Raw genomic sequence first — 13,457 nt, 5'->3', positions numbered from 1 at the left:
TCTTACCTTCGCGTCCTTTGCGTTCTTCGTGGTTCAATAAAAAAAGAAACAAACACCAAACAGAAAAACCCTAAAAAACCTCTTACCTACTCCTCACCATCTAAATCTAAATCTTGTAAACTTTGCACCTGAACCCGACGAGAAACCCGACGGTATTTCTTACTTTCCAACTTAGGTTCATACTTACTTTCACCCTTACCCTTAGCTTTCACCTTAACAGTAGACTCAGGATCAGCTTGTTCTTTAAGATAAGTTTGATAAGCGATCGCATCATTTAAAAAATCCAAATAATGCTCATATCGTTCCCAATCACTACCCACCATACACCCTGGTTCATCTCGATGTAAACAATCACTAAAACGACAACTTCCAGCTTCTAAACGTCTTCTCGCTTCCGGGAAATAATAGATCAAATCTTCAGGAAGACAACTTAAATCAGGTTGATTAAAACCAGGAGTATCAGCTAACAAACCACCATCAGGAAGTTCAAATAATTCCACATGACGGGTAGTATGACGGCCGCGAGCTAACTTACCAGAAACCTCACCCACACGCAAATTAATATCAGGAATTAACATATTAATTACACTGGATTTTCCCACACCAGAAGGACCAGCAATCACAGTAATTTTATTGTTTAAATATTTCGCAACTTCATTAATATTAATTTGATTTTTGACACTAATAAAAATAGGTTTATACCCCCAACTTTCGAGGCGATCGCTAATTTCTCCTTGTTCCGCTTCCGTAATCAAATCACACTTATTCAAACACAGAATTACATCCAAACCCGTAGATTCAGCCTTAATCAAAAACCTGCTCAACTGGAAAGGTTCTAAGGGTGGATCAGCAACCGCAAAAACCAAAAGAATTTGATTCACATTAGCGATCGCCGGTCGATCCAACTCACTTTGTCTGGGTAAAACATCAGCGATCGCCCCTCGTCCCCCAGTCCAGTCTGGTTCTTCAACAACCACGCGATCGCCAACCATCACCTGTTGACCGATTTTTTTCAGGCGAGTCCTGCGGGTACACAAGAGGAGGGGGGGCGGGGGAGACCGACCTCAGCGTGGGGAGAAACAGATACTTACTCGCTGCTTTTGCAATCTCGGTCCGTTCTGCCTTCTGCCTCCTGCACTCCAGCCTCCTGGCTCCTGCCTTCTGCCTCCTGCCTCCTAGCGCTTCCTGCCTCCAACTGCACCCGATAAAAATTAGCCTGTACAGCTAACACCGTACCCAGTAACTCCCCTGTAGTAGAAACACTATCTTCCATCATGCAGCAGTTACCGGACGACGCACTAACAGAGAAAAATAGCCAGAACAGTCAGTAATTTTTTCCACCTGATAACCAGCCATAGTTAAACTATCGGGGACTTGTTCAATGGGTTCACCCCCATCTAACCAGACTTCCAACAAACTGCCATCTGGCATTTGTTCCAGACGTAACTTAGTCCGTACAAAATTAATTGGACAAGGAGTACCACGCAAGTCCAACTGAGCATCAGGAGTTAACAGAGAAGATAGACTCATGACTTAAACAGATTTTCAAAAAATCCCCCACCTTTACCAGTTTTATCTCCCTTGAGTTTAGCCAGTTTTTCTAGCAATTCTCTTTCCTCTGGAGCCACCTTAGTAGGAATATCAATCAATACCGTGAGTAAATGGTCGCCCCGACTCACCGGGTTGCCCAAACGAGGTACACCACGATTTTCCAACCTCATCACCGTATTTGGCTGAGTTCCCGCGGGAATAATTAACTCTACCGGACCATCTACAGTATTCACCTCTATCCGGCAACCCAAAATAGCTTGTAAGTAACTAACTTTAATTTCCGACAGGACATTAATACCATCCCGTTGAAATTCTTCATCCTCATTGACAAACAAGTAAACATACAAATCCCCAGGTGGTCCACCCCGTTGACCCGCATCACCTTCTTGGGAGATCCGCAAGCGTGTACCATTATCTACCCCAGCAGGAATAGTAATTTTTAGCTTTTTCGTGACCTGATTTGCGCCTTTACCATCACAAGCATCACACTTATCTTCCACTACCGACCCAGTACCATTACAGGTAGGACAAGTAGAAACTTGGGTAAAGCTGCCAAAAGGAGTTCTAGTCACACGGCGCACCTGACCAGAACCGCTACAGGTTGAGCAAGTCCGGGGACGAGTTCCTGGTTTAGCACCAGAACCACTACAAACTTCACAAGTTTCTAGATGAGAAATGCGGATTTCCTTTTCACCACCAAATACCGCTTCCCGAAAATCTAACTTCAGGTCTAGACGTAAATCATCACCCCGTACAGGACCGCTACGCCGTCTTTGCTGTGTAGGTCCACCCATACCGCCAGCAAAACCACTGAAAATGCTTTCAAAGATATCGGCAAAACCGCCCATATCTCCCATATCTTGGAAGCCAGCACTAGCAGCACCAGAAACGCCAGCTTCACCAAAACGGTTGTAACGCTCGCGGGTTTCTGGCTCAGACAGCACTTCATAAGCGCGGTTTATTTCCTTGAATCGTTCTTCCGCACCCGGTTCTTTGTTCACATCAGGGTGATACTTCCGGGCTTGGCGGCGATAAGCCTGTTTAATTTCTTCTTTGTCGGCATCACGAGAGACACCTAGAATTTCATAATAGTCGCGGGCCATAGAGCAAGGGTAAAAGTTAGAAGTAAGAAAGCAGAAGTACCTAAAAGACTAAGGTAAAGGAATAGAGACAACACTTAATTTTTGTTTATAAATTTATTTTACCTTTTACCTTTGACAAAAATTACCAGCCAATCTTGTTTAACAGATACTTTTTTTGCCGTCAACGACAAAAGCAAAGAAATTATCTGTGAATTTTCGTTGCATCAATTTGAGACGGACTCAACCTATCTCTTTTACAATTGTGCTACTTAGATCGACAAAACTACGCCTATCAAATAGAGGGACTAGCCGTACCTTATGGTGTGGAAATCCACCATATACTTTTAGTTGCATATTTGATATGAGAGCATCTACTTCACACCTAGCAGGAGTCAGGAGTCAGGAGAATTTTAGATTTTAGATTTTAGATTTTAGATTGGATTCATGAAATACAATCCAAAATCCAAAATCCAAAATCCAAAATTGATTCACCAATTACCAATTACCCATTACCCATTACCCATTACCCATTACCCATTACCTAATCTATAGCTTCATAATCAGCCGCAGCAGTATTATCCTCATCAAAATCAAAATTGAATTGTGGTATTGAAGTTTCTGCGGTAGAACTTTCTTCTACCAAAGTCAAGGAAATATCAGCCAGGCCTTCCTCTTCCTGTTCCTGTACCTGTTATTGTGCCTGTTCCTGTGGGCTGTTAACTGGGCTATTACCTCGTTTGTAAACATCTGCACCGATAGCAAATAGAGTTTGTTGGAAGTCCTCTAATATTGGCTGAAAAGTAGATGGGGAGATATGGGGGTCACTCATAGCCTCTTGCAGTTTAGCTAATTTCTCATCTGCCAGTGCTTTAATTTCTTCACGAATGAACTCTCCATTATTTTTTAACGTAGATTTGTAACTGAATAACAAGTTATCACCTTGGTTTTTCAGTTCAATCAATTCTCTACGTTTTTTGTCTTCTTCAGCATATAATTCTGCTTTTTTTCGCATCCGTTCCACTTCAACTTGACTTAAACCACCTGTATTGGTGATCCGAATACTCTGCTCTCGACCAGTACCCTTATCTTGAGCAGAAACTTTGAGGATACCGTTGACATCAATATCAAAAGACACTTCTATTTGAGGTACACCACGGGGAGCAGGGGGAATCCCAGCCAAGAGAAACTTGCCCAGGGACTTATTATCTTTTGCCAAAGCCCTTTCCCCTTGGAGAACGTGAATTTCCACAGAATTTTGACCATCCACTGCGGTAGAAAAGACTTGGGATTTGCTAGTGGGAATGGTCGTATTCCGTTCAATAATTTTAGTGAATACTTCCCCTAGAGTTTCCAGCCCCAAAGACAGAGGAGTCACATCTAAAAGCAGGAGTGTATCAACTTCTCCACCCAACACACCAGCTTGAACTGCCGCTCCCAGTGCCACCGCTTCATCAGGGTTGACAGAGCGATCAGGGGTTTTGCCATTATAAAATTTAATCACAGCATTCTGTACAGCGGGAATGCGGGTAGAACCACCAACCAAAATAATCCGATCAATATCTTCAGGTTTGAGATCAGCATCTTTAAGTGCCTGAATCATTGGCTCAATGGTAGCTTCAATTAAGTGGGCTGTGAGTTCTTCAAATTTAGCACGGCTCAGTTCCATTTCCAGATGCTTGGGACCTGTATCATCAGCGGTAATAAACGGCAAATTAATGGAAGTATTGAGCATACTGGAAAGTTCAATTTTTGCCTTTTCCGCAGCTTCCCGCAGGCGTTGCAGTGCCATTTTATCTTGGGAAATATCAATATTCTCTTGTTGCTGGAATTTTTCTAGCATCCAGAGGACAATACAATTGTCAAAATCATCGCCTCCCAATTGATTATTACCACCAGTGGCTTTAACTTCAAAAACGCCATCTCCTAGTTGCAGGATAGAGACATCAAAAGTTCCCCCTCCCAAGTCGAATACTAAAATTAATTGTTCTTGGGCCTGCTTGTCTAAACCGAAAGCTAAAGCAGCAGCGGTTGGTTCATTGATGATCCGCATCACTTCCAAGCCAGCAATTGTTCCAGCATCTTTAGTTGCTTGTCTTTGGGCATCAGTGAAATATGCTGGTACGGTAATCACTGCCTGAGTCACTTCTTCACTCAAAAAGTTTTCCGCCTCTTGTTTGAGTTTTTGCAGGATCATGGCAGAGATTTCTTGGGGTGTGTAATTGCGTCCGCGAATTTGTACATCAACAGTATCGTCTCGACCTTTAACACAGTTATAGGTTACACGAGCGCGTTCTGATTCAGTATCGTCCCAACGACGACCGATAAATCTTTTGATACTGTAGACTGTGTTTTCTGCATTAGTAATAGATTGCCGTTTGGCTAGTTCACCAACCAGAAGATCGTCACTTTTGCCAAATCCGACAATACTAGGAGTAGTGCGTCCCCCTTCGGAATTGGCAATCACTATCGGTTGACCACCTTCCACAACAGCCACGCAACTGTTAGTAGTGCCTAAGTCGATTCCAATAACTTTTCCCATACTGTCAGTATTTTTAGTGAGTGCTATTATTGTAGTAATTTTGTACGGACTTATAGTTTTTAGCTCAGGGGCTAGAGGTTTAAGTTAAGGTTTGAATAAATCTTGTTGTCAAAAGTGGAATTACATAAAGCTATAGCATATATCTGCTACTAATAATAACGCCTAGTCTTGGATTAAACCCGCTTGCGGAAGGGCTGATTAACTTCAGTCAAGAGTCAACAGCCCTATCCTGTGTGAGAAAAGTAATTTCTACCGCAGAATTTAGAATTTTTCAGTCAGTAGGACGAGTGAATACAGCTTAACTGTTTTCCTGAGTAGACTCATCTTCCTGTTCTGTAGGTGTATCTTCCTGGGGAGCAGCAACTTTCACCATTGCATGGCGCAGCACGCGATCGCCCAAAAAATATCCGCGTACTAATTCTTCTAAAACTGTTCCTTCGGGATGTTCATTGGTTGGTTCTCGCATCACGGCTTCATGCAGGTTAGGATCAAATTCTTGACCTTCAGGACGCATTGGTGACACACCTAATCTTTTCAGACAATCCACTAATTGTTTATACACTCCTTGATAACTTTTGTGAATTGTCATCTCGCCATCATTTTGTGGTTTAAGGTGCGCCCGCGCCCGCTCAAAGTTATCAACTACAGGTAACAATTCCATAATTGTGTTTCTCTTCACCTGTGTTTCCATCTCTTCTTTTTCTTTAGAGACGCGTTTGCGGTAATTCTCAAAATCTGCGGCGATTCGCATATATTGAGTGCTACGTTCTTCAACTTGCATTCTCAAAAACTCAATTTGTTGAGTCAATTGTGTTAAAGCCGCAGTATCTACTTCTGTTGTTTCTGCCGCAGCGACACCATTTTCTTCTGTGAAAGCAGGTTCTCCCGATACATTGGTTTGCTCTGGGGTTTGCTCAGTCACATCGCTGCCAGATTCATGAGAGTTAATTTCGGCTGGTGAGTCGCTGTTCATTGCTTGGTTTACCTCTATTGGTTCGCCCAATTGCTGGCTTGTATTGTTTACTTGTTTATTTTCATCCATCATGATCTACTCATCCCAGATGCTTTTGAAGGCTTTGCTGGAAGCAATTGTAGATTTGTGATTCAATCTGTGTGAAACATTTAAACTGTACAATTTAAACATTATTCATGAAATTGAACACAGGGAGTCAATGTCACCATTTTATTATTTTGGCAAATGGTGAACATATTGACTGGATGATTCTCTGATTTTTTGGCAGGTGCGGAGTGCTAGGCAAAATTCATCAACTGTTCCCTGTTCCCTGTTCCCTGTTCCCTGTTCCCTGTTCCCTGTTCCCTGTTCCCTGTTCCCTAGAAATAAAAATTTTTAAGAAGAAAAATGTTTAAACTGAAATTTAATACACTCACTATGAGAATTATTGACTACAGTGTGGGAATACTGGAACAAGAGGTTTCCCCAACTCATTGCTTATGACTTACTCATCACCACAACGGCGCAGTACCGCTCTTACCACCAGAACAGAGTTTTCGCCTTTCGGCAACAAGCTAGTACAAGCTGGCTATGTCAACAGTGAACAGATGAGACAGGCTCTGGCTGAAAGCCGCAAATCTGGCAAAATGCTGACAGATGTATTAGAGTCTATCACTGGGCAACAACTAGCACCTGAGTTTCTTAGGGAGTACAAGAAACAGCATTTATTTGAACTAAAAATACTCTACGGTGTTGAATCCCTCGATCCAGAAGTCAATCAAATTGGCAACATGAGCGTGGGAAAATTGATTGAAGAGTTAATACCAGTAGATGTCTGTCGTCGTCATCGTTTAGTACCACTGTCGAAACGGGAAGACCAAAATCCTCCTTATGTTTTGGTGGCAATGGTTAATCCAGAGAATCTAGAGGCTTGTGATGAACTCAACCGCATCTTGCGATCGCAAAACTTGTCTCTACAGCGGATAGTTATTACCCAGGAAGATTACCAGCAGCTGATTAACCAATACTTGGATGAGTTTGCGGCTCGCCAAGAAAAAATGCAGCAAGCAAAATTGACAGACATTAGTTCGGATCTAGAAAGTCTGACTCAAGATATGGTTCAGGAAACTGTAGAAGATTCAGAGGTAGATCTGACAGCAGCCATGAAGGATGCTGATGATGCGCCTATTATCAATCTTGTCAATAAAATTCTTTTTGTCGCCTTGCGAGATGCTGTTTCTGATATTCATATTGAACCCCAAGAAGAATTCTTGCGAGTTCGCTACCGGAAAGATGGGGTATTGCGTGAGTCTGATGCTATCCGACCGATGCCCAAGCACATTGTGCCGGCGGTGACTGCTCGATTTAAAATTATCTCTAATTTAGATATTGCTGAAAGGCGTTTACCTCAAGATGGACGTATCAGCAGGGTTTTTAATGGTAGAAAAGTAGACTTTCGGGTAAATACCTTACCCAGTCGTTATGGTGAAAAAATCTGTTTGCGGATTTTGGATAACTCATCTACCCAACTGGGGTTAGATAAGTTAATTACTGATCCAGAGACTTTGCATATAGTCCAGGATATGGTTAGCAAGCCCTTTGGTTTGATTCTGGTGACTGGTCCTACTGGTTCTGGTAAAACTACTTCGTTGTATTCTGCACTAGCAGAAATCAATGATCCGGGTATTAATATTAGTACCGTAGAAGACCCGGTTGAATACAGTTTACCAGGGCTGACTCAAGTACAGGTAATTCGACAAAAAGGGCTAGATTTTGCTACTACACTACGGGCGTTTTTGCGACAAGATCCTGATGTGTTACTGGTGGGTGAAACACGAGATAAGGAAACAGCGAAAACAGCGATTGAAGCGGCGCTAACTGGTCACTTGGTATTAACCACTTTACATACTAATGATGCTCCAGGGGCGATCGCTCGTTTGGGTGAAATGGGCATTGAACCTTTCATGGTTTCCAGTTCTCTGATCGGTGTATTGGCACAACGTTTGATGCGCCGTGTTTGTTCAGAGTGCAGAATTCCCTATACTCCCACACCTGAAGAACTAGCTCGTTATGGTTTATCAGCTTCCCAAGAAGGTGCTGTCACCTTCTACAAAGCCAATACCATACCACCGGAAGTAATAGCCGAAAATAACGGCAAAATCAAGGTTTGTCCCAAGTGTAATGGTATTGGTTACAAGGGGCGTTGTGGTGTTTATGAAGTGATGCGGATTACGGAAAACCTGCAAACTCTGATTAACCAAGAAGCACCTACAGAACGGATCAAGGAAGTAGCCATCGAAGAAGGCATGAAAACTTTGCTGGCTTACAGTCTTAACTTAGTGCGGCAAGGTGCAACCACTCTGGAGGAAGTAGAGCGGGTAGTATATACAGATACAGGTTTGGAAGCTGAATTAAAAGCTAAACGTAAGAGTGGTTTAACCTGTAAAACCTGTGATGCTACTTTACAACCAGAGTGGCTAGATTGTCCTTACTGTCTGACACCTCGGTTTACAGATTAACAAGAGTCAGGAGGCAGAAAATTTTAGATTTTAGATTTTAGATTTTAGATTCCAGTGGGTTGGATACAATCCAAAATCCAAAATCGAATCTCCTGTCACCTGTCACCTGTCACCTATTTCCTAATTTTTCATCTGGGAGATAAACTATGGAATTCATGATTGAAGATTTGATGGAACAGCTAATAGACATGGGCGGTTCGGATCTGCACTTATCAGCAGGTTTGCCTCCCTATTTCCGCATCAGTGGTAAACTCACCCCTATAGGTGATCACATCCTGACGGCTGATCAATGTCAAAGGCTGATTTTTAGTATGCTCAATAATACCCAGCGTAAAACCCTAGAACAAACCTGGGAATTAGACTGTTCCTATGGCGTGAAAGGGTTGGCTCGCTTCCGGGTAAACGTCTATAAAGAACGTGGTGCTTATGCTGCTTGTTTGCGAGCTTTAAGTTCTAAAATTCCTAACTTTGAAAAATTGGGACTGCCAGATATAGTTCGAGAAATGTCTGAAAAGCCTAGAGGTTTAATTCTCGTTACAGGTCCTACAGGTTCAGGTAAAACTACTACCCTGGCGGCAATGATTGACTTGATCAACCGCACCAGAGCCGAACATATTTTAACAGTTGAAGACCCGGTTGAATTTGTTTATGAACCCATCAAAAGCTTAGTCCACCAACGTCAAGTAGGCGAAGATACAAAGAGTTTTGCTAATGCTTTAAGAGCAGCTTTACGGGAAGATCCAGATATTATTCTGGTGGGTGAAATGCGGGACTTGGAAACTATTTCTTTAGCAATTTCAGCCGCAGAAACAGGTCACTTGGTATTTGGTACACTACACACCAGTTCTGCTTCCCAAACTGTTGACCGGATTATTGACGTTTTTCCATCAGAAAGACAAACACAAGTGCGGGTACAATTATCTAACTCCTTGGTGGCAGTTTTTAGCCAAACTTTAGTACCTAAGAAAAACCCCAAACCAGGTGAATATGGACGGGTAATGGCTCAAGAAATTATGATTGTTACACCTGCTATTTCCAACCTGATTCGGGAAGGTAAAACAGCCCAAATTTATTCTTCTATTCAAACAGGAGGTAAATTAGGGATGCAAACTCTAGAGAAAGTTTTAGCTGATTTATATAAAGCTGGAACTATATCTTTTGAAGCTGCAATGTCTAAGACTTCCAAACCTGATGAAGTTCAACGTTTGATTGGTGCAACAGCACCACCAGCAGGTGCAAAACGTTAAACAGGTGACTGGTGACTGGGTAATCAATTTTATTTTTCCCAATTACCAATTACCAATTACCAATTACTAATTACTAATTACCAATTACCAATTACCAATTACCAATTACCAATTACCAATTACCAATTACCAATTACCAATTTACTAATTTTGAGTACATATTATGCCTACCTATCTTGCCCGTGTTCGGGACTCTCAAGGAAAAACCCGAACTGAAAAATTTGTTGCTGATTCCTTAAAGGATGCTCGTACTAATCTTAGAGATAAAGGTTTTATAGTTCAAGACCTAAAAGAATCTAAAAGTTTCAGCTTTGATTTAGAGAAAATTCAGAACTCCTTTGTTAAAGTGGCAGTCAAAGACAAAGCGGTTTTTTCCCGTCAATTTGCTGCTTTGGTGAATGCTGGTGTGGCAATTGTGAGAGCTTTGGGTGTACTGTCAGAACAATGTAGTAATCCGAAACTCAAGAAAGCTTTAACTGAGATTTGTCTTGATGTGCAAACAGGTGTTAACCTTTCTGATTCTATGCGTAAGCATCCAGACTGTTTTGATGGTTTGTATGTAAGTATGGTGCAAGCTGGAGAAATCGGTGGTGTACTTGATGAGGTTTTAAATCGTCTAGCTAAACTGTTAGAAGATATGGCACGATTACAAAATCAAATCAAATCTGCTATGTCTTATCCAGTGGTAGTAGGTTTTTTGGCAACTGCTATCTTTGTGGGGATGACGGTTTTTCTGATTCCTATTTTTGCCAACATTTTTGAAGATATAGGAGTAGAATTACCAGCACTTACACAATTTTTGATGACTTGTAGTAAAATACTCAGAAGTTATTGGTCTTTGGCGATTATTGCTGGTTTGATTGTTGCTCAAATTGCCTTTAAGCAATATTACAAAACTCCTGTAGGCAAACTCACAGTTGATCGCCTTTCTCTGAAAATGCCTCTGTTTGGTGATTTGATTCAAAAATCTTCTGTTGCTAAATTTAGCCGTACTTTTGGTTCTTTAACTCGTTCTGGTGTACCCATTATTACTTGTTTGGAAATTGTGCGAGATACATCAGGAAACCAAATTATTGCTAACTCTATAGACGCTGCTCGTAAAGAAGTTCAAGAAGGGGGTATGATTAGTACCGCTTTGAACAAAAGCCAAGTTTTCCCAGCAATGGCTATTCAAATGATGATGATTGGGGAAGAAACAGGGGAATTAGATGGTATGTTGATGAAAGTGGCTGATTTCTATGAAGATGAAGTAGAACAGGCTGTGAAATCACTCACCAGCATTTTAGAACCATTAATGATTGTGGTACTTGGGGGGATGGTTGGTACAATTTTGCTGGCAATGTATTTGCCAATGTTCAAGGTATATGAAACCATTGGTTGATTATTGCAGAAAAGTAACATTTTCCAGGTAAAAGGTTTTAGAATCTGTAAGCATTCAGTAATCAATAATCAGCTTAAACCTATAATACAGATAGGTTTTGTATCAAATTAAAAGATTGCCCAATGTCACAATAGACATTTACAAATTGGCATTTATCTTTTTTTCAACAACAGTGCTGACTGCTGAATACTTACCAGGATCTTAACAAGTTACAAGACTTGTTACTTGAGGGTAGAAGGGATAAAAACTAATAAAAAACTTTTAAATTTGAACTTTTACCCTTTAACCTTTTCCCTTTTGAATGTTGAATGTTGTATTTGGAATGTTGGATTAATATAATAATATGTCTGTACAAAAATCTGTTTATGAAGCTAGTTTAGCAGAATATAGTAATCATATAGCAGCGATCGCACTTCTCAAAAACCATCGTCCTTACTGGGAAATGATTCCTAGTCTACGTCGTCCATCGGAAAGTGTTATTACTATCACTTTACCTGTTGTCAGACTGCGTGATCTAGAAGCTAAAACTTCACAAACAATGGCTTTACCTTGTGATATTGCCATGATTATGTGTGATCCAGAATGGAAAATCAAAACAGATGTAGAAATTTTATTATTTATTCATCGTCCTGATGAGGATTTTTCTGATTTTTTGGGAAGATGGAGACAAACTCAAGTTTTGTTGGATAAACAATATGAATGGATCATGCACCCCCGTCATAGTCATATTTTGAGTGAGGGTGCAAATAGTGTTTATCCTTTGTTTGTGATTTTTCCTGAAACCCCGCAACGCATTCAACGAGGTTTAATAGGTGCAAATTTACCTTTTGTGATGCAAACCCCAACTATTTTGGATGAGGAAAAGGAAGAACAAGAAGAATATCAAGAATCTTATAGGGAATAGAAGGCAAAAGGCAACAGGCAACAGGCAAGAGTTTTTTATTACCAATTACCCATTACCAATTACCAATTACCAATTACCTATTTTACAAATTTAGGCATTATTTCCGCTGCGGTAAATAGGCCGTTAATGCATCTTTGATGTAGTTCCTGACCAGCTTTTAAATAACCAAAGGCAGGACCGCACACATTAGCCGCCATGCTGGTTTCATCGCCTAATGTAAAGGTGTGGGTGGAAATTTTCCCCTCAAAAGTACGACCGGTAATTTTCACATTGGTACTTAAAGGCTTTTTGGGGTTGCGGGTATCAACTACACCACCAACTGTCACTCTATCCCGTGAACAAATTCCGGCTATTTCCAACATTACATCATCGGCGTGTTCCATGTTTTCTAAGGTCAACACACCGTTAGTTTTATCTAATAATGCTTCTACCTCTGCATCAGTCATCGCCCTAGCAGCTTCTACAGTATAACCGGGTATATGTCCGATGTCTTCCCGAACTGTAGCGCGGTATGCTTCCCAGTTAGCAATACCTACACCAAAGGTAATAACTACATTGTGAATTTCAGCGTAACTTTGGGCAGCTAAAGCGGCGGCGGCGGTTAATAGTCCAGGGGTTGCACCACAACCGGTCATGTAGGTAATACCTGCTGCTTGCAGTTCGTCTTTCATGGCTAACAGTTGTTCTACTGCGCTGGTGCGTTTGATGGCATCAACTAATACACCTTGCCAACCAGCTTGGATAAATTGTTTGGTGACGTTGGGGATAAAGTCGTTAGGTAGGTTGGGTAAGGCGAGGAAATAACCATCTACAGCGTCACCTGTGGCTTGAATAAGGTCTTGAATGCTGTTATTGCTTAATGTGCCGAAGGGTTCTAAATAACCGACTGTTCCTTGTTTTTGGTAGGTGGTGATGCAAGCGTCGGTGTTTAAGCCTTCTGTAGAGTATGCGTAGCCTTTTTGATCTGCGGCGGCTACGAGGATCATTTCGCGTTTGCTGGAGAGGAGTTTTGCTGCTGCTTGGCCGAGTCCACCAAAACCAAGGACTCCGATGCGGATGGGTTGTTTGTTCATGGTGTTTTTTCCTGTATGGTTAATGGTTAATTATGCTTTATTTTTAGGGGTGATGAGGGGAAAGATGGGTTTTTTTACTGGTAACTCAGAATATGGTAATTGCAATTGCAGCGATCGCATACTAGGTTAATTATATGATTAATTTTTATATAGTAAGTATATGACTTGTGGTAACTTTTATATTACAATATAAATTTAATCCATATAAA

At 41.2% G+C, this 13,457-nt stretch carries 9 protein-coding genes and 2 pseudogenes; 5 read left to right on the top strand and 6 right to left on the bottom strand.

Annotated features, from left to right (window positions below; genetic code table 11):
* Positions 1 to 86 precede the first annotated feature (86 nt).
* The 5 genes and pseudogenes from rsgA to grpE all read right to left on the bottom strand — a co-directional run bounded on the left by rsgA (position 87) and on the right by grpE (position 6,217).
* Positions 87 to 1,276: pseudogene (gene rsgA / locus K2F26_RS18010) on the bottom strand (small ribosomal subunit biogenesis GTPase RsgA).
* Positions 1,273 to 1,530 (bottom strand): sulfurtransferase TusA family protein, encoded by a 258-nt coding sequence (locus K2F26_RS18005; RefSeq protein WP_096566493.1) that lies wholly within the window; start codon positions 1,528 to 1,530, stop codon positions 1,273 to 1,275. The pseudogene rsgA and the gene K2F26_RS18005 overlap by 4 nt, the downstream one beginning before the upstream one ends.
* On the bottom strand, positions 1,527 to 2,654 hold the full coding sequence (gene dnaJ, locus K2F26_RS18000) for a molecular chaperone DnaJ (protein ID WP_220608892.1): 1,128 nt from the start codon (positions 2,652 to 2,654) through the stop codon (positions 1,527 to 1,529). Before dnaJ ends, K2F26_RS18005 begins: the two co-directional genes overlap by 4 nt.
* Positions 2,655 to 3,336: 682 nt before the next feature.
* Positions 3,337 to 5,172: pseudogene (gene dnaK / locus K2F26_RS17995) on the bottom strand (molecular chaperone DnaK); the annotation flags it as partial.
* 298 nt (positions 5,173 to 5,470) lie between these two features.
* Positions 5,471 to 6,217: a nucleotide exchange factor GrpE gene (gene grpE / locus K2F26_RS17990; protein ID WP_220608891.1), complete on the bottom strand. Its 747-nt coding sequence runs from the start codon at positions 6,215 to 6,217 to the stop codon at positions 5,471 to 5,473.
* Between the two features lie 407 nt (positions 6,218 to 6,624).
* Between grpE and K2F26_RS17985 the strand changes: the two genes are divergently transcribed.
* The 5 genes from K2F26_RS17985 to K2F26_RS17965 all read left to right on the top strand — a co-directional run bounded on the left by K2F26_RS17985 (position 6,625) and on the right by K2F26_RS17965 (position 12,175).
* A complete protein-coding gene (locus K2F26_RS17985; protein ID WP_220608890.1) occupies positions 6,625 to 8,643 on the top strand; it encodes a GspE/PulE family protein in 2,019 nt (672 codons plus the stop codon).
* A gap of 146 nt (positions 8,644 to 8,789) precedes the next feature.
* A complete protein-coding gene (locus K2F26_RS17980; protein ID WP_220608889.1) occupies positions 8,790 to 9,890 on the top strand; it encodes a type IV pilus twitching motility protein PilT in 1,101 nt (366 codons plus the stop codon).
* A gap of 76 nt (positions 9,891 to 9,966) precedes the next feature.
* Positions 9,967 to 10,038: a hypothetical protein gene (locus tag K2F26_RS25370; RefSeq protein WP_220611934.1), complete on the top strand. Its 72-nt coding sequence runs from the start codon at positions 9,967 to 9,969 to the stop codon at positions 10,036 to 10,038.
* 15 nt (positions 10,039 to 10,053) lie between these two features.
* On the top strand, positions 10,054 to 11,271 hold the full coding sequence (locus K2F26_RS17970; RefSeq protein WP_220608888.1) for a type II secretion system F family protein: 1,218 nt from the start codon (positions 10,054 to 10,056) through the stop codon (positions 11,269 to 11,271).
* A 343-nt stretch (positions 11,272 to 11,614) separates the two neighbouring features.
* Positions 11,615 to 12,175: a hypothetical protein gene (locus K2F26_RS17965; protein WP_220608887.1), complete on the top strand. Its 561-nt coding sequence runs from the start codon at positions 11,615 to 11,617 to the stop codon at positions 12,173 to 12,175.
* A 77-nt stretch (positions 12,176 to 12,252) separates the two neighbouring features.
* Here K2F26_RS17965 and bioU read toward each other — a convergent pair whose 3' ends face one another.
* Positions 12,253 to 13,248, bottom strand: coding sequence for a (S)-8-amino-7-oxononanoate synthase BioU (bioU, locus tag K2F26_RS17960; protein ID WP_220608886.1), 996 nt, complete (start codon positions 13,246 to 13,248; stop codon positions 12,253 to 12,255).
* Positions 13,249 to 13,457 lie beyond the last annotated feature (209 nt).

The organism is Sphaerospermopsis torques-reginae ITEP-024 (assembly GCF_019598945.1).
Classification (GTDB): Bacteria; Cyanobacteriota; Cyanobacteriia; order Cyanobacteriales; family Nostocaceae; genus Sphaerospermopsis.
The sequence above is the reverse complement of the archived record's forward strand: the minus strand, read 5'-3'. Positions and strand labels throughout refer to the sequence as shown.